This is a genomic window from Nostoc sp. C057 (genome assembly GCF_013393925.1).
GTDB lineage: Bacteria > Cyanobacteriota > Cyanobacteriia > Cyanobacteriales > Nostocaceae > Nostoc > Nostoc muscorum_A.
Genome location: NZ_CP040281.1, coordinates 4,851,480 through 4,870,203 on the forward strand (window position 1 = coordinate 4,851,480; position 18,724 = coordinate 4,870,203).

Consider the following 18,724-nt stretch of genomic DNA (forward strand, 5'->3'; position numbering starts at 1 on the left):
TACAATCTAAAAGTCCGAAAAACAGCACATCTCACTACACCTAAGCCCTGCAACCACATGTGAGGTGTTTACAGGATTTTTTAATATGCCCAACCCATATCCATTGACCCCCATTTTTTGAATTTCAACTTACGAAATGGTAAGCTATAAGTTTTGAGATGAAACTCTAATTGCCGGCTTGCCATCTAGCAAAGTTAGGGTCAAACAACACTTTCCGATTAAGTCAGAATTCCAACAGTAGATTGGAACTCCTCCATAACAGCAAGAAAACTCTTTAAGCGTTTGTGGTAAGTCTTGAAAAGTAATATTTGTTTGAACTGAATTCACTGCCGAAAGAGCTTCTGCTAGTATAAATATTGAACCGATTTCACCTAATCTTCTGTTTTCTAGCGAAATAGTATTGCCAAATAGAAGTTGATCTAGTTCCAATTCTGTAATCTGTAATCCTATAAGTTTCATCCCTTTCTGAACTTCGCTTGTTTCTAGACATTTTTTTAATTGTGTTAACTTAGATAAAGTAGACATAGTTTTTAAAGCTGTAATAATAAAAAATTAGGTTTATAGGTTTGTATGCTTTTGAAAAGCATGGGTTTACATCTGTCATTGTGCAAATAATTTTGGCTCTTAGTAACTTTTAGTAATTATGAAAAATTACGCAGTTTAATGCAGGAAGCAGTTCGTGCAAGCTTTGCTGAAAGCTAGGCAAAATAATTTTAAACCTGATTCCCTATGTTCGTGGAACTGGTAACAAAGGCTAAAATTCAACTTCAAGACAAGATTGTAATGTAGATTTTCTATAACCTTTGCACCGCAAGAACCTAAAGTTTTATATCTCTCTAAATCTCCCATTTTTAAGGGAGATTTAGATTTCGGCTCCTCCTTTTTTAAGGGAAGTCTAAAATTGCTTAAAGACATAAAGAAATACTTTTCAAACAATCTCTTAGAGTGCAAGTATTTAGATTTATGCTTCTATTTTTTCTATTGCTAAAGCTGGCACCTGGATTTGTTTTTTTGGTTTGAATTCCCTATTTTTTGGTGCAAAAAGTAGCCATTTTGACAACTCATTGTCTTGCTATCTTTGCTCCCCAACTTTATATCTAGTGCTTTCTTTTTGCTAAGTTGACATCAATGAAAGCTACTAAGGATTCTACTAGGGCTTGAGCGTTCAAATTTTTTATTAGCAACAGGACAGCTAAAGATTTAAGGAAGTCCTAAACCACTACTAACTTTAGATGGAGATGAATATGTTTAATAGCTCACCAATGAGATAGCTTTTGGCTTTAGATTTGTACTATTGTTGTGAGACGAACGACCAAAGAATTTACTTAGGGCAGTTATTTCGTGCATTAATTCCTTAAATCCTTCCAATGTAAGTGATTGAGGTCCATCTGAAAGTGCTTTAGCTGGATTGGGGTGAACTTCAATCATCAAGGAGTCTGCACCAGCAGCTATTGATGCCATTGTCATAGTTGGCACAAATTCGGACTTACCTGTGGCATGACTAGGATCAATCATGATAGGTAAGTGGGTCAGGGTTCGCAAAACTGGAATTGCAGATATATCAAGCGTGTTTCTTGTAAACTGTCGGTCAAAGGTGCGAATTCCTCGCTCACATAGTATAACGTTTGGATTACCTCCGGCTAAAATATATTCTGCTGACATCAACCAATCTTCGATAGTGGCTGACAGTCCCCGCTTCAGTAGCACTGGCTTAGTGGTAGCTCCTAGTTTTTTGAGAAGTGAAAAATTCTGCATATTTCGGGCTCCAATTTGCAACACATCTGCTACTTCGATGAGCTTGTCTAAGTCATCTGTGTCCATGATTTCTGTAATGATTCCTAAACCTGTAGCTTCTTTAGCTTTTGCTAACAAAGCCAGAGCGCTCTCACCGTGACCTTGGAAAGCATAAGGTGATGTACGGGGTTTATATGCTCCACCACGTAAAAATTGTACACCGCATTCTTTTACCGCTTGGGCTGTCTCGACGATCATTTCTTCGTTTTCTACCGAGCAAGGGCCTGCAACTACAACTACAGGATGGTTTTGCCCAAAAGTTATAGGCCCATTAGGTGTTGGTACTACAACCTCACTATGTTCTCCGTAACGAAATTCTAAAGAAGCTCGTTTGAAAGGCTTTTTAATCCTAATTACTTGCTCTATAAAAGGGTTCAAATTTTGAATCTGGCGTGGATCAAGTTCTGATGTATCTCCCACCAAACCGATTACTACTTTATGATGCCCTACACAGATTTCTGGTGTAAGTTCATGGCGACGAATTTCTTCATTTACTTGTTCTATTTCCGCAGATGGGGTGAAGGGTTTCATTACAATAATCATTAGTTTATCTACTCCTTAAATAGTGTAAAAATTGATAATTTTTAGCGAAAAGTTGATCCAAGTTCGCTGATTTGTTGTTAAATATTAATCAGTTAAATATTGTAAGTTTATGCAACTAGAGAAAAATTATTTTTAGGTCAGGTTCTAGGTCTAGCGTTCAAAAGTTCCCTTCCCTTATAGTCATAAATATTGCCATAAGGGAAAAGGAATGAGATAGTCTAACCTTGACAGAGCTAACCTTAACTTTTACGTTTTTAAGGTTTTGAGATGTTCGCTATACCATGTCAAGGTGTGCCGGATAGCTTCACGTAAAGGGGTAGCATGGTTGCCAAATGCTTGAACGTATTTATCATGATTTACAACAAATGGCTCATCAAACTCATACATCATTTCGACGGTTTCACGAGCTTCTGGGATAAAAATCCCGCCTAGTCGCATCATGAATTTACCCATTTTACTGATTTTTGGTGGGTGTCCAGCTTCCTCAAAAGCTATGTTGATAAATTGTCGAGTAGTGAGAGTCTCAGCATTAGGTACGTGCCAAATTTGACCCAATGCTTTATCCTGTTCCCCTAACACCACCAATGCCTTGCCAAAGTCATCGATAAAGGTATAAGTATGAGGGAGGTCAATTTCACCGATCGCTGATGCAGGCTTCCCAGTCAATACAGAGGGAAAAATGCGATCGCCCATTACAGAATCAAGTACTAGTGGCCCATAGAAGTCCGATGCTCGACCAATAGCAACTCGTACAATACCTCTACGGTGTGCATCCAAAAGCGCCTCTGCTATCTGCCCACGGACGCGCCCTTTGCGGGTGGTTGCAGCATTTGGCATATCTTCTTGCAACGCACCATTGACAGGGCCATACATATAGAGATTATCTCCCACAACGAGCTTTGCGCCACTGGCGGCTACGCCTTCGACAATGCTAGCTTGCAATGAGGGAAAAAACTCTGGCCATTGGGTGTAGGCTGGTTGCGCGCATTGGTAAACGACTGTCGCCCCAGTAGTAACCGCTCGTGTATTTTCGGAATTATAAGCATCGCTGGCGATGATTTCCACATTAGAGGGTATGTCTGCTTTACCACTGCGGTTAATCATACGCACCCGTTTGTTCCGAGCTAGCAGTTCGCGCATGACGGCTTGTGCTAGGGGGCCAGTACCAAAAATTACATGGAGTTCTTCTGTTGTGTTCATGGGTTGATTTTGATATTAGGAGAATTATTTTTTTAGATAATAATGCCAGGCTTCATTTAAACTTGGACGTTTTTGTGTCTTAATAAGGTTATACCTGCGGCCAAAAACCAGAGTTGGAGCATAGTTACTGACACGCTAATAAATGCTCCTAAATCCACCCCAAATAGTTCTATTAATTGAGTTGCCAAAAACAGAGCAGCGACGATCCCAAAGATTCCTAACCAACGTGGTAGTGTTCTTGAACGCAATAAGTAAATTGAGATAATTGTTAACCACAATACGGTAAACAGGCTAACACCTAATACTTCACCGACCGAGCCAGCGTAGTCATTGAGGGTTTTATAGACAACAGCGATCGCTTCACGAGTTTGTGCAGAGATTGAAGGATCAGCATAAACTTGCGCTAAAGCTGGCATTGGTACTAACCAGCGAATAATGCCCAGGCAACGAGTGACAGTAGATGCGATTCCAAAACCTGTTGCCACTTGGAGCCATACAGGGTTGGTTTCCCCATTGCTAACGACACGAGCAGTTAATAAAGCTACTACCCAAAAAAGTAGTGAATAAAGAAGATAAATCAGATAACCAATTCTGACTGGTTCAGCTTTTTTAATTAATAGTGGCAACATGATGCTAGCAGGTTCACCAAGGCTAGCTGGCCAGTTGATTGCTGCACCAAGAATAAAAACCGGCACAAACAGCAGTAGACTTTCAACAATTAATACCAGACCAGCAGTCCGGTAAAGTGCTTTGATAGACATAAAGGAATTTATTTTTGACATGATTACATGAGATGAGGAACACATGATTGGGTAGTAGAGACGTTGCAATACAATGTCTCTACTTGGGAAAATTGGGATAATTTTGATAACTAAAACTAATTATGGATAATTGTCAGTTCTGTAGTTTCTTGCGCTGGGACACAGCAACCAAAACTCCAAACATAAATATTCCCCAAGAGAAAGAAGCTTCTGGAACTGCTTTTAGCGCAACTGCGCGAATTTGCATCGGGTATGGCAGAAGTATCATATCGTATCCATTGCCGCTTGCAAAATTAATATCCAGTTCTCCAAAGTTCTCGTTAACTATCTGCACTCCACCACCAGCAGCATTAACATCATTTAAGAAAGCTGTGGCTAAACCTGCCAGCAATGGATCTAAGTCAGATGCTTTTTTTGCTGCAATTGGGTCGGTAAAACTACTTTCAAAATCATCATCAAATGATGGTGTAGAACCATAATCGACAATTGAATAAAAATCAGAATATCCAAAGTCGACTATTTTAGTATTGCCACTGTAGAGTGCTATTTCAACATCATTTGGATTAGCTTTATAAATTCTTTCCTCAAGCGGTGTATTAGGATCAGCGTACCAATCTTGACCGAATATATCTGCACCTAAATTCCAAGTTTGGTTAAAATCGCGATCGCTCTTTTGACCAAACACAAAGCCAATATCATTGAGTGGGATGCCATAATTTGTCAGATATTGACCAAAGGTAGGGAAGCTATTAATGCTAATCAAACTTGTCATTCTGGTAGCACCGCTAGCAGGTTCTTCCGGACTTCCTTGGCGACCAGTCCCGTAATATGGGGCATTGTTGAAACCTGGGAAATCTCGGCGCGAATTTAGACCGATTTCCTTATGACCGTGATCTGGAGCCGAAGGATCTGGATTATAGAAAGGCACAAAACCTTGATTTTCAATCGGTGATCCATTTAACCCCAGAAAATTACTAGATGCTGTTGGTCGTGATTTAATAAATTGTAGTTGGTTGTAGTCAAAGCTTAAGTTTGCGGCTTGAGCTGGTGCAGTTGCAGATAAGGCTACAGAGGTGGCGAGTCCAATAAATTTAGACAGTTGATAAGTACGCATATTTGAGGTTTTAACGAAGCTTTCTTGACATTTTCAGCATCATATTATCACTGGTGTGATATTTTGTAGAGATACCGCAATCTAGCTTGAAAATAGGGAGTGCGGAAGGCTTACAGACGCGATTAATTGCGTCTGTAATGGCGAATAGGGGAAAGACTGATGGAAAGTTTGCCACCCTAATAGGATTTGTGAAAGTGATTTGTCACTTCTACAACATTGCCTACTAAAGGTACAACGGCTAGCATCTCTGCCATAAGTTCCAAATAGCGATCGCCAAGTCTACGAATAGTTGCAGGTAGGTGGAAATTGCAAGAGTATTCGATTTCTAAGTGAACAGTGCCATCGGTGATGGAGAAGAAAAACTCTAGTAACACTGTACGTTTCTGGTCAGGGGAGGACAACCGACTATCTCTATCTTCCTCAATAAACTTAAACAGTTCTAAGGCGGGAGCAGTACGATTTCCTAAGTAGTTAGCTCTGACTGGAGTGAGATTGTTATCGGGATAAACATGATGAGGAAGTTGCTCAGAAATCCAATCAAACGTTACTCCATTCATCGGCAACTCGTTAAATTTGGCTTGGATTTCCTTGGTGGTATGCTCCCACTTGATGGAACGTCCTACATTAACCCCGACAGGGAAATTCATCGCAAAGTTACCAACACTATTTAAAAACGTGTGCGTGCTATCTAGATTTCTGCCGTGGCTGCGATGGCTAACTACTACCCAATGTTGTCCACTCCACTCAGCCATCAACCGATACAAGGTGGAAAGTAGCAACGTGTAGACATTACATTTGTAATACTGTTTAGCTTCACGTAAGAGAATGTTACTACTGTTTTTGGACAGGGTATATTTTTCGCTGGCGGCGGAAGCCTCTAAATTAGCTCCCTTTTGATGGTCACAGGGAACTTGGAAGGTATATTCCTGAGAAGGAAATTGAGATTTCCAATAATCTACATGACTTCTCAAAGCTCCTTGTTGTTCCGCCTGCATCAGCACACGCACATAGTCTATATAAGAAGGTATCGAAGGGAGAGGCTGAGAACTCAGAGTTCGGTTCCCCAGCAACTCGCTGTAAGTCAACCATAAGAGATTAAAAATCACCCCAGTACTCAGCAAATCACCGATGATATGATGTCCAACCAGCGAGATATCGTAGCAGGATTCATTCACCTTGATCGCGATTACTTTCATCAACGGCCATTGGTCGATTTGAAACTGTTGAGCTATTTCTTGTATCCGGTTGTGGATTTCACTGTCTCGTTGTGCAGATGTAAGATGACTACCATCGTAGAATTCAGCACTCAACTTTTGCTCTGGGGAAATTAACTGTTGCCACCATTGTTGATCTCGTTGCACAAACACAGTCCTTAGTGCAGGATGATTTTCCAGTACAACATTGAGAGCTTGGTTAAATATCTCTGCGTCTAATGGTTGATGGAAAAGAAAACGTGTGTAGCCATTCCATTGATATGGAGGCTCAAAGTATTTCACTAACCAACGTTGAGCAGGGCCTAGAGGTAAGTATTCTTGGGATACTGTTGGCTTTTCTTGGGTGATAGCTGCCAAAATAGCCTTGCGGTCTAGCTTACCATTGTGGGTTTTAGGTAAACTGGCTAGCCATTCCCATCGGTGAGGAATCATGTAATCAGGCAAGCGTTGAGCCAGGAATTCCTTAATTTGTTGATTGTCTACTTGAGAACCAGCCAAGCAAGCTATTAACCGTTTTTGACCATTTTCGTAATCTACAGCTAAAACGGCAGCTTCATTAATCGCGGGATGGCTATTGAGAACACTTTCGATTTCACCCAGTTCTACACGGAAACCACGTATTTTAATTTGGTGGTCAATACGTCCATGATACTCGAAACTGCCATCGGGCAATTCCATAGCTAAATCGCCGGTTTTGTATAAATATTCCCCTGGAACGTGAGAAAAGGGATTCAGGCGGAATGCGTCTGCTGTGCGTTGTGGATCTTTGAGATAACCTTTAGCCAATTGCACACCGCCAATCCAGAGTTCTCCCATTTTTCCTGGGGCTAATGGCTGCATCTGTTCATCCAAGATTAAGATATACACATTATCTATAGCTTTACCTATAGGAATGCAGATTTCTTGTTCGCCTGGACGTTGACGAATAATGTGTGCGGTGACATCGATGGAAGCTTCAGTGGGGCCATAAAGATTGGCTAAACCAACACTCATGCCATACTTATCAATCCAACGTTGTACAAAAGGTACAGGTAAAGCTTCGCCACTAAAGACTAACCAACGCAAATCGGGAAAAGTCCATGATTCTGATTCTAAAGCGTTACAAAATTCTCCAAATAGGGAAGGAACAAAGTGCATGACATTGATTTGGTTATCTTTAATCCACTGTGCTAATAGCCAAGGATTTTTGACTGTTTCTGTTTCCACAGAATAAACAGTAGCTCCCACCATCAAAGGCCAGAATATTTCCCATACTGATATATCAAAACAGCAAGATGTTTTTTGAGCAACGCGATCGCCATAACGCAATTGAAAAGCATTCTGCATCCAAACCAGGCGATTCATGTAACCCCGATGGTTGAGCATCACTCCTTTAGGTTTACCTGTAGAACCAGAGGTGTACAGTACTGTCATCAAGTCATCAGGAGTATTAACATTGGCAGGAGCTATGTCTGAACAACGCGCCCAAGTCTTTTTGTTTAACTGTGTCCAAGCTTTACCTTGCTCAAAAATACCCTCGTCTAAGAACATTAAAGTATTTAACGGTAACTGCTCAGTCAGACATTCTGCTAACTTGTTTGTCAAGCGATCTTCTGTTAGCAAAATTCCGATTTGGGCGTGTTCTAGTATGTACTTAATCCGTTCATAAGGATATATAGGATCTAAAGGAACGTAAGTTCCGCCTGCTTTGAGAATACCGAGAATCCCCACAAACATCAAAGGCCCGCGTCGTGTCATGATTCCCACAAACACGCCTGGTTTCACTCCCTGAGCCTGCAAATAATTAGCTACCTGATTGGAAAGACGGTTTAACTCTGCGTAGGTAATTTGAGTTTCCCCATCTGTCACCGCTATGGCATTGGGAGTACGCTTGGCTTGCTCAATAATTTCCCAGTAAGGAATTTCTTGGGGTTGTTGATTGTTGACAACTGATTGGTTTTGTAAAGAAGATGATTGTTTCTTCCCAAGTAGCACAGCCATTTCTTGGAGGCTGCGACAAGAAAGCAAGGCTTGACGATTTACTTTGCCTAACCGTTTTTCTAACCTCGTAACAATGCGGATGAGTTCTAAAGAATCCATTCCCAATTCTGCTTCCAAATCCTTAGCCATATCATTGTCAGTAATCTGGGAATGGCAGATTTCTGTGGCGATTTCTTGCAGAAGCTGCACTATATTTACATCTGTTTGTGTCTTGGGCAGTGGCTGCGTTAGTTGCTGAGATGGGATTTTTAGTGAAGCTAATTCTTTGATTTGGGTAATGTATTCCTGCATCAATTCATCGATAACAGACTCAGGGAAAAAGTTACTGTCGTAGCTAGCGAACAAATGTAAACTGTCGTCAAATATTTCTTGCAATATATCAATTGTTCCCGCAGCATTAATACCACCTGCGCGATAATCGATTACATCTATGGGGCCATATTTGTTTTTAATATTAGTCTGTCCTGTAAATGGACAGTATAAATTTGATTTCAGTATGCGGCGATACATAGGTAACATCCGCTCAGGGATTTTGCCATCTTCTAAAACAATATTGTCTCGGAAAGCGATCGCCATTTGACGAGTTTGGGCACGATCATAACCGTTAACTAACCCTTGTTGAATTTCCTGATGAACGCGGTTTAACAGCCGTTGCCAATCTTCATTCGGTGCTGGTAAGTCTAGGCTAATGGACAAATTCTGAGCAAAACTACCCACCACATCAGAAGCATCTATGCCAGGATAAACCCGCCCACTGGTGGGAACTTGAACCATAATCGGTTCGTTTTTAGACTTCTCAAACTTGGCAACAGCCCGCACAAACGCACCCACTAGTAGGGAGTTCAGTGGTAATCGCCATTCACGAGTTTGGGCAATTAATTGATTAGTAATGGCCTTTCCTAAAGAAAATCTGCGGTTATGGAACTTTGGACACAGGGATGTGATGGCATTTCCTGTTGGGTTCCACAAGTAAGAATCTTTACCTCGCCGATTTACATACTCGACCAGTGCTTTATCTTCTTCTGGGTCTTGCCAAGCATTAATTGATTGCACCAATTCGCTGTAATCTTGGACGGTTGTAGGCGGCTGCAAATTAGGTTGTTCACCACAGACATGAGCGCGGTAAATTTCCATAAATTCGCGTAAGATAACATGACATCCTAGGGCATCAGAAATGAGATGCTCGTTAGCTAACACCAGTTGATACACTGAATCTTCCAGCCGAAAAACAAAAAATCGATGTAGTGGCCACTCTGTCATTTGCCATTCATAATTGAGGCAGCGATGCAATTCATCATTAATTAGTTGTTCTTGAGCCTCACTATGAAGATGCCTGATATCAGTAACGGGTATATCAGGAGGAGTGGGGTTTTCCATAACTACCATTTCGTAATCCTTGAATCTGGTAGTATCGGGAGGAATGATAAAGCGCGATCGCAACATCGGATGACGATTCAGCAAGTCTTTCCAAGACTGCCAAGCAACGTTTGAATCAAAATCACCTCGTAAACGGAGAGTGGAAAATAAGCTAATTGAATTTACTACCCAATGACCGAGTAAATGAAAATATTGTCCAGAAAGAATCTCAACCTTCTCTGTTTTCTGCTCCTTTTGATTGATAATACTTGCAGATGGCGAAGAATCAGAATTATCTATTTGGGAAACTAAGCACTTATCAGCTATTTGCACGACATCGCCCAAAGTTTGCAATTGCATCAAATTTTGCAAAGGCAATGTCTCCATAAATCTGGGTTGCCTTTCTTGGGGAATTAGTGCTACTAATCCATTCAATAGTTCCATCATTTTGATGGAATCTAATCCTAAGTTACCCTCCAAAAACATATCTCGTTCTAATTCTTCTGCATCATGTCCAGTAATTTTGGCAACTAGGGAGAAAATAGGCAATTCTAAGCTCTTAGTACTCATTGCATCCTCTAAAAAAATTAATGTTCGCAATAAAAATTTCCAACATCTTACCTAATTAAGTAAGTATTGTTTTTAAGTCTAGTTATTCATACAAAACTAAATTTGAATGGATAAGAATTACGAGAAAAATTAATCTTCGCTCTTGTTATGTTACTTATCGCCTTGATCTGGGCTATTTATGCAAAAAGTTAGGAGCAATAAAACAAAGGGTTAGCTTTCTTTGTCTATTGCTTCCTAACTAATTTTGGAAGTTTTATTGCTCTGTGGGTGTTAGTGGCCAGTTATTAGCTGTTCTGCCACTGACTACAGACCTCTGATGAAACTTTACCCACAAGCCCGGATTTCTCACGATAGTGTAGGCAGGGGAGTGTGGGGAGTGTGGGGGGTAAGACTTCTTCCCCATCCTCCCACACCTCCCACACCTCCCACACCTCCCACACCTCCCACACCTCCACACCTCCCACCTCCCACACTCCTAGATTTCTCACTTGTGAGAAATCTAGGACAAGGGGGTAGAGTTTTTTATACTAATAACTTCAGCCTATTTACCAAATCTCTGCAAATCCTGAGCCAGCTTGATGTAACTTGACTGGCGTTGGCTGTCCGTGAGTGGAGACAATTGTTCCATTGGCAACAGTCGAGTTTGGGCTACTGCTACCGGATTCCTCGGCTGTTGGCTAATGTCCATAATCTTCAAATCCTGAGCCAGCTTGGCGTAGCTTGAATGGCGTTGACTGTCTGTGAGTGGGGATGGTTTTTCTATGGGCAATAGTCGTGGCTGTTGGCTATTGTCCACAATCTTCAAGTCCTCAGCCAACTTAGCGTAACTTGACTGGCGTTGACTGTCTGTGAGTGGAGATAGTTGTTCTATAGGCAATAGTCGAGTTTGGGCTACTGTTACTGGATGGGTTTCCAAAACTTTGGCATTTGACTGATGCTGATTGTCTAGGCGTGGTGGTAATAATTCAGCCGCAGGTATGGAGGTTGCTTGATTTTCCTGAGTGCTATCAACTAATGATACTCTGTAGGTTTTGCGCTCGAAAGGATAAGTAGGCAGCAGCACCCGACGTAGACCTTGAGGAAATAAGGGTATGCTATTAAACCTTACCCCAGCTACATAAGACCTAGCCAGACTTGTCAACACACGTTCCACCACTGGTTGTCCTTTATCTAGATATATCCAGACTCCCAGTTCATCCAAACTTGCTAATTTTTGTTTGAGAACTAATGAATCTCCTAAGTGTAGGTAAACACTTTCTTTGGAGATGACATCTTGACACACATCTACATTTAACTGTTCAGATACTTGCACCAGGGCTACCAGTTGAGCCGTGGAAATTGTGTCAGAATGGCTGAAAATTCCTTGTGAAGTCACTAATGGGCAAGTCCAGGTTGATACTAACCGTTCTTTTGCGGACACATTATGAGCAATAAGACCTTTTTGTCCTTCTATTTGTAGAAGTAAAGCGATCGCCTGCTCTAATGTCAACATTCCCCGCAGTGTAGCTCCTACTAGAATACCGGTTTTTTCTACTAATAAACTAGTGGGTTGTAATTCCAAAGACATCAACAAGCGTCCCCAAGCGTACTGCACCGCAAATATATGTGCCTGTTCGCTCATCTCATTTAATCCGGCACGCACGCTATTGTAAGCTACTTGGAATTGGGGGAAACGTTTACTTAAAGTTTCTACTTCTGCGGGAGCGATCGCACTAGTTCCATCTAATATTAAGTGAAACGGTGTTGTGCGCTGGGGGTTAGCTCGACCTGTATATATATCTGCTGGTGTTTGTGCCGAACAGATAGCCTCCAGGTAATTGAGCAGATGTTGGCGGTTATTGACTACTAAAGCCGCCTTGTAAGGTAATTCCTTCTGGGCATTATTCTGAGTAAAACAGATTTGGGAAGATTCTTGTTCAGGATGATGAATGATGTGTTCGCGTAGTTGTCTAGCTACTTCTTGCAGTGCTTGTTGATTCCGTGCAGTCAGACATAACAAATCAGGAGCAGAACTTGTGACCTGGGACTGTAAATTAGCTGCTAGTGGGGATTCCTCAAGAATAACGTGACAATTGGTGCCGCCAAATCCAAATCCATTCACACCTGCACGTAATGGGTTGCCATTAGGCGACCAGGGTATACTCTTACCTGCCACAGCAAAAGGTGTGTCCGCAAAATTGATGTGGGGATTAGGCTCCTCAAAACCTACAGTTTGGGGAATTTTGCCGTGCTGCATGGCTAGTACCACTTTGATCAGGCTGACAATCCCGGAAGCAGACAGCAAATGACCAATGGAGGACTTAACCGAACCAATGGTACAGAATCCCTTTTCATCAGTAAAGCTACGGAAAGCTTTTGTCATCCCTTCTACTTCTACTGGATCGCCCAGGAGAGTACCTGTACCGTGGGTTTCAATGTAGGAGATAGTCCGGGGGTCTACGCCACAACTGTTGTAGGCTTGGCGGATGGCTTCTGCTTGACCTTTGGGATTGGGAGCAGTTATCCCTTGAGAATGACCGTCATTATTAACTGCGGAACCTTTAATTACAGCATGAATCAAATCCCCGTCAGCCAAAGCCTGTTTTAAAGGTTTAATAATTAACACGCCTGCACCTTCTCCTAAAACGATGCCATTAGCACGGCGGTCAAAGGGATAGCAGGTTCCACTGAGGGAAAGAGCCTGTGCCTTACGTAAAAAAGTGAAGGGACTAGGACTGAGATTTAAATTAACCCCGCCGACTATTGCCATGCCAGTTTGACCAGAACGCAGGCTTTCGCAAGCAATATGTAATGCCACCAGAGAAGAAGAACAAGCTGTGCTAACTGCCATACTTGGCCCCTTGAGGTTTAGGCAATGGCTAACTCGTGCCGCTAATTCGTTGACCTCGTTACCTGCTGCTGACTCAGGGAGAATTTCACTTGGTTGCAGTACTTGTGAGAGGGTATTGAGCAAATGCTGACGATCTTCAGCAGGAAGGTGATCAAACCAAGAACTCTCTTGCAAACGCTGACGTAATTCCTCGTAATACTGATAATTGGTGAAGTGTTCGATGTAAGTATTTTGTCCACAACCAACAAACACACCGATATTGTCTGGGCGATATTTACCGCCGTAGCCTGCCTGTTGTAGAGCCTGCATAGAAAGCTCTAGGAACAACCTCTGTTGTGGGTCCATTGCCGTAGCTTCCTTGGGGGAGATGCCAAAGAACATCGGGTCAAAGTCGAAGGGACTGTTTACAAAGCATCCACGTTTGGATATTTTTGCTTGCGGAGAGTTTCCTTTGGCTTCAAAGTAGTGTTGGTTGAACCAACGGTCTTGAGGCACATCTTGAATGACGGAGCGGCCTGCATTGAGTAAATCCCAATACTGTTCTAAGTTATCGGCTCCTGGTATTTTACAAGCCATGCCGATGATAGCAATGTCTTGTTCGGGAACGTCTTGGTATTTTTCCTGGGTGGCGACATTTGGGGGCGCTGATTTTTCGGCTTCCGGGCTAGATGTTTCTTCTGGAGCGATCGCGCTCGTGCTAGTCTTCACAGAATAACCGTACTTGCTTTGTAAATAATCTACCAGGTCATCTGGTGTTTGATATTCAAATAGTAAAGTCGGAAATAATTCCTCACCCAGAGTTGTCCCTAAATGTTGGACAACTTCTACAGTCCCAACAGAATCTAACCCCATTTCTTGGAAAGTTTTGTGTCCTTCCACCTGTGCTTCCGGAATACGTAAATGTTGCAGCAAAACTTCTCGGACAAGCTGTCGCAGATTGCGAGATTTAGTTGGTGGTTGGCTCGTGGAGGATTTTGGTGCTACCTCTGTGGTGGCTTGAGCAATTAAATCAATGATGTGAATTACAGGAGAAGCATCCAAAGATAGAGCCTTAATAAAGGCATTAGCAGCTGGCTCTGGTTCCAGAGGATTTAAACCTTTGGATTTTACCATTAATAAAGTTGATGCTCCTAAAAGAGCGCCCATACCGCGATCGCTCCATAGAGAATAATTTAGAGCTAAGGAGCGTCCTTGACCACCATGCTGTGTCCGGTAGACAGCATAACTATCGAGAAAAGTGTTGGCTGCGGCATAATCGCCCATGCCGGTTCCCCATTCGGCTTTGGAAGCGGAAACCGAGGACAACAACACAAAATATTTTAGGGGTTCGTTGCGGGTAACAGCATCGAGGATGATGGTTCCCTGGACTTTCGGGGCTAAAACTTTGGTGATTGAGGCAGGTTGTTTTTGCAGTAGTTTAAATGTGCTGTGGTCAACTGCACCCGCCGCATGGATGACTCCATCCAGATTACCAAAGCGAGATTTGATGTTCTCAATTAATTGCTTCATCCCCAAGGCATCTGTCACATCCACAGCCTGATACATAACTGTGGCTCCGAGTTGCTCTAGTTGCTCAATTGCTTGGATACGTTGCTGCGTTGAGGCATCATGACTAGCAGATTGCCATTCTTGTTTGGGGGGGAGGGGATGGCGACCTGTTAGCACCAAATGGATGGGTACTTGATGAACCAAAGCTAAGGCTATTTCTGTCCCGACAGCACTTGTACCACCAGTAATCAACCAGGTTTCTCCAGGCGACAAAGGTAGAGAATTGTTATCTGTAGGGACATTAATTTTTTCCAGGGTACGACTCAACCGTTGACCATGACGGATAGCAACAATACCTTCACCAGTAGGGGCTACCTTCATTTCCTGGAACAAAATATCGGCTAATTTTTCTGGCAGATAAACATCTTGGTTAAAATCTACGACTTTGGCTTGAATCTGAGGATTTTCTTGTGCCACCACCTGCGCCAGTACACCTGCCATAGATTGATGTACACCGTGTAGGGAATCATTTGGAGATATTGGATAAGCACCTTGAGTTACCACTAAGAAATTGAGGGGAGAGGCTGGGTAATGTTTGACTAGCGCCTGTGTCAAAAACAAAAGACTGTAAACGCGTTCATTGAGCAGGCGGTCATTTTCTAGTAGTTGTTCTGGGGATGTTGCCCACAAACTATAGTTCCACAGATGCACGGCTGCGGTGACTGTAACACCGTCTGTTTTGATATTTTGAATCAGTTGTTCGTAGTCTTCAACGGATGCCGGATTAATAGTGAAATGTTGTGCTGTTTGCTTAAAGCTCTCCCCTGGGGTGACAAAATATGTCGTGTACTTTTTAGAGTCGAACAGCTTTTCTAAATTTTCTCCTACTTGGTGGCGATCGCTAAAGATCAAAATTGCCCCTGAAGGAATATCTTGAGATTGGCTTGACACCTCTGGAGTCCATTGCCAACTATGAAACCAATTCGATGGTACAGCCAAGGGAATTATTGGCAAAGTTTGGACTTGGGGAATAGCTGAAGTAAAACCTAACCCCCCAGTCCCCTTCCCTACAAGGGAAGGGGGAGAATTCAAAGCCTCTCTCCTCGTAGGAGAGAGGTTTTCCACCCAGTAGCGTTGGCGTTGAAATGGGTAGGTTGGTAGTGCCAGGCGGCGACGCTGATAACCTTGGTCAAATGCAGCCCAATTAATTTTTATACCCCTGATGTACAACTCACTTAAACTAGCAAGCAATTGTGACCAGTCTGATTGTCCTTTTTTCAGAGAAGTTAGCCAAGTGCCTGTACCTTCTGGTAAGCATCTTTTACCCATGCCTACTAATGTGGTACTCGGTCCCATTTCTACAAAGATTTCATACCCTTGTTCATGTAGCGTCTTGATGCCGGCATAAAATCTTACTCCTTCTCTCAAATGCTGTCGCCAGTAAGTTGCATTGGGAATTTCTTGGTATTTAAGTATTTGTCCAGTCAAATTCGAGATTAGGGGAATACGCGGCGCTTGAAACTGCACCGAGCTAGCTATCTGCTCAAAGGGATCGAGGATACTAGCCATTAAAGGGGAGTGGAAAGCGTGAGAAACCTGCAATGGTTGGGCGTTAATTCCTTGAGTTGCCAATTCTTTCAGCACGGCTTGGACAGCTTCTCTGGCTCCAGAAATAACGATATTTTCTGGGCCATTAATCCCAGCAATTGCCACTTGCCCAGTGTAAGCAGCTAAAATGCCATTCATCCGTGCTTCATTGGTGAACACTGCCGCCATCATGCCATTTTGAGGTAGAGATTGAATTAAACGCCCCCGCTCGGCGATTAATTTCAGCCCATCTTCCAAGCTGACCACTCCAGCAACACAAGCGGCTACATATTCACCCACGCTGTGACCCATAACGGCATCTGGTACAATTCCCCAAGATTTCCACATTTGGGCGAGTGAGTACTCTAAAGCAAACAATGCTGGTTGAGTATATGCTGTTTCATTCAAGGGGGAAGCAATATCCAATGTGGGGTAAAGTACTGACAACAAAGGTTGCTGGAGATAGGGACGCAGAATTTCGTCGCATCGGTCTAAAGTCTTACGAAACATCGGCTGGGTTTCGTAGAGTTGTCGTCCCATCTCTACATACTGAGAACCTTGTCCTGTAAATAGAAACACAACTTTGGAACGCTTCTTCTGTGCTTGACCACTGACTAATGTACTGGTCTGCTTTTGGCTAGCAAAAGCTGTTAGTTGTTCGCGCAAGTCTGTGTTAGATGCAGCGACAATAGCCAGACGGTGTTCAAAATGCGATCGCCCGGTGTTGGCTGTGAAACAAATATCTGCTAAAGATGTTTCTGGATGGGATGTTAAAAAAGATTCATAACGGCTAGCCATTGCCAGTAGTGCTGCCTCAGTTTTGGCCGATAAACTCAGCAGGTGGAGTGGACGCTCAGTTTTCGGCGGCTCTAATTTCAATTTTGGTGCTTCTTCGATAATCAGATGGGCATTAGTACCACTCATACCAAAAGAACTAACCCCAGCCAAGCGTTTCCCGTTGACTGCTGGCCATGGAGTTGGCTTAGTTGGCACAGCCACCGCAAGTTTGTCCCAAGGAATATGAGGGCTGGGCTGTTGTAAATGCAGATGTGGCGGTATCTCTGCGTTTTGTAGAGCCAGCACCACTTTCATTAAACTGGCAACTCCGGCAGCTGATTCTAAATGACCCAACTGAGTTTTTACGGAACCAATCAGCAAAGGTTGCTCTGGAGAACGTCCTTGACACAACACTGAGCCTAAAGCTCTCACTTCAATGGGATCTCCCAAAGATGTGCCTGTACCGTGGGTTTCTACATAACTAATTTGTTCTGGTGCTACCTTAGCGTTGGTGAGTGCCTGATTAATCAATTTCTCCTGAGCTAGCCCATTGGGTACTGTTAGACCACTGCTAGCACCGTCATGATTCACCGCCGAGCCTCGCACTACAGCCAAGATATTATCATTGTTAGCGATCGCATCTGATAAACGCTTGAGTACGACTATGCCGCAGCCTTCTCCACGTACATAACCATCGGCTTTGGCATCAAAGGTCTTACAACGACCGTCTGGAGCTAGCGCCCTCATTCTACTCAGACCAATAGAGGCTTCCGGTGCTAATATCAAATTGACTCCACCAGCTAAAGCCATATTGCACTCACCTGAACGCAAGCTCTGACACGCCAGGTGAACCGCTAGCAACGAAGAAGAACAAGCCGTGTCTAACTGCATCACAGGCCCTTGCAAGCCCAGGACATAAGCTAGGCGACCGATGGCAATACTCCGAGCATTTCCTAAACTGCTGTAAGCATCAATGCGGTTATGATCGCCAGAATATAGGTTAAATCGGGAATAATCTTCCATAAAGAGTCCCATAAAGACTCCCGTCTGGCTGCCGTTTAATTCCTCTGGGGATTGTCCGGCGTTTTCGACGGCTTCCCAGCCTACCTCCAAAAGTAACCGATGTTGGGGGTCCATGCTGGCTGCTTCTAGAGGGGAAAGTCCAAAGAAATGAGGATCAAATTGATCTACCTGTTTAATAAAGCCACCATAGCGGGTGTAAATTTTCCCCAGAGTGTTTGGATTTGCATTGTAATACTCATCTACGTCCCATCTGTCAGCCGGAACTTCAGTGATAGTGTCTACCCCATTGTGGAGTAATTCCCAGAATTTCTCAGGGTAGTCGGCTCCCCCAGGAAAGCGACAGTTCATCCCAATAATGGCGATTGGTTCTGTCTTGGCGTTCTCCACTGCGTCCAACTTGGCACGCATTTCTTTTAAGGCTAAAACTGAACGTTGTAATGGAGATAATTGGTTGATGTCTGAAGTGTTACTCATTTTAAGAAATTGC

At 43.0% G+C, this 18,724-nt stretch carries 8 protein-coding genes; 1 reads left to right on the plus strand and 7 read right to left on the minus strand.

Features of this window, described 5'->3' with window-relative positions:
* Positions 1-144 precede the first annotated feature (144 nt).
* From FD724_RS20770 to FD724_RS20795, 6 genes are all read right to left on the minus strand, one after another.
* On the minus strand, positions 145-525 hold the full coding sequence (locus FD724_RS20770) for a hypothetical protein (RefSeq protein ID WP_179073947.1): 381 nt from the start codon (positions 523-525) through the stop codon (positions 145-147).
* A 723-nt stretch (positions 526-1,248) separates the two neighbouring features.
* The gene (aroF, locus tag FD724_RS20775) at positions 1,249-2,337 is read right to left on the minus strand and encodes a 3-deoxy-7-phosphoheptulonate synthase (RefSeq protein ID WP_163928081.1); all 1,089 of its coding nucleotides are present in this window, start codon (positions 2,335-2,337) and stop codon (positions 1,249-1,251) included.
* A gap of 246 nt (positions 2,338-2,583) precedes the next feature.
* Positions 2,584-3,537 (minus strand): SDR family oxidoreductase, encoded by a 954-nt coding sequence (locus FD724_RS20780; protein WP_179073948.1) that lies wholly within the window; start codon positions 3,535-3,537, stop codon positions 2,584-2,586.
* 56 nt (positions 3,538-3,593) lie between these two features.
* Positions 3,594-4,298: a DUF4386 family protein gene (locus FD724_RS20785; protein WP_179073949.1), complete on the minus strand. Its 705-nt coding sequence runs from the start codon at positions 4,296-4,298 to the stop codon at positions 3,594-3,596.
* Between the two features lie 133 nt (positions 4,299-4,431).
* Positions 4,432-5,412, minus strand: coding sequence for a hypothetical protein (locus tag FD724_RS20790; protein ID WP_179073950.1), 981 nt, complete (start codon positions 5,410-5,412; stop codon positions 4,432-4,434).
* Positions 5,413-5,588: 176 nt separating this feature from the next.
* Positions 5,589-10,532 (minus strand): non-ribosomal peptide synthetase, encoded by a 4,944-nt coding sequence (locus FD724_RS20795; protein ID WP_179073951.1) that lies wholly within the window; start codon positions 10,530-10,532, stop codon positions 5,589-5,591.
* Between the two features lie 316 nt (positions 10,533-10,848).
* On the opposite strand from FD724_RS20795, the gene FD724_RS20800 reads away from it, so the two are divergent.
* Positions 10,849-11,121, plus strand: coding sequence for a hypothetical protein (locus tag FD724_RS20800; RefSeq protein WP_179073952.1), 273 nt, complete (start codon positions 10,849-10,851; stop codon positions 11,119-11,121).
* Here the strand turns inward: FD724_RS20800 and FD724_RS20805 are convergent.
* Positions 11,074-18,711, minus strand: a complete 7,638-nt coding sequence (locus FD724_RS20805) for a type I polyketide synthase (protein WP_179073953.1) — start codon at positions 18,709-18,711, stop codon at positions 11,074-11,076. The two genes, FD724_RS20800 and FD724_RS20805, sit on opposite strands and share 48 nt — an antisense overlap.
* Positions 18,712-18,724 lie beyond the last annotated feature (13 nt).

Excerpts from the sequence above, each read along its gene's own strand:
- aroF (WP_163928081.1), bottom strand. The coding sequence starts at position 2,337 with ATGATTATTGTAATGAAACCCTTCACCCCATCTGCGGAAATAGAACAA.
- FD724_RS20800 (WP_179073952.1), top strand. The coding sequence starts at position 10,849 with ATGAAACTTTACCCACAAGCCCGGATTTCTCACGATAGTGTAGGCAGG.
- FD724_RS20795 (WP_179073951.1), bottom strand. The coding sequence starts at position 10,532 with ATGAGTACTAAGAGCTTAGAATTGCCTATTTTCTCCCTAGTTGCCAAA.
- FD724_RS20770 (WP_179073947.1), bottom strand. The coding sequence starts at position 525 with ATGTCTACTTTATCTAAGTTAACACAATTAAAAAAATGTCTAGAAACA.
- FD724_RS20780 (WP_179073948.1), bottom strand. The coding sequence starts at position 3,537 with ATGAACACAACAGAAGAACTCCATGTAATTTTTGGTACTGGCCCCCTA.
- FD724_RS20785 (WP_179073949.1), bottom strand. The coding sequence starts at position 4,298 with ATGTCTATCAAAGCACTTTACCGGACTGCTGGTCTGGTATTAATTGTT.
- FD724_RS20805 (WP_179073953.1), bottom strand. The coding sequence starts at position 18,711 with ATGAGTAACACTTCAGACATCAACCAATTATCTCCATTACAACGTTCA.
- FD724_RS20790 (WP_179073950.1), bottom strand. The coding sequence starts at position 5,412 with ATGCGTACTTATCAACTGTCTAAATTTATTGGACTCGCCACCTCTGTA.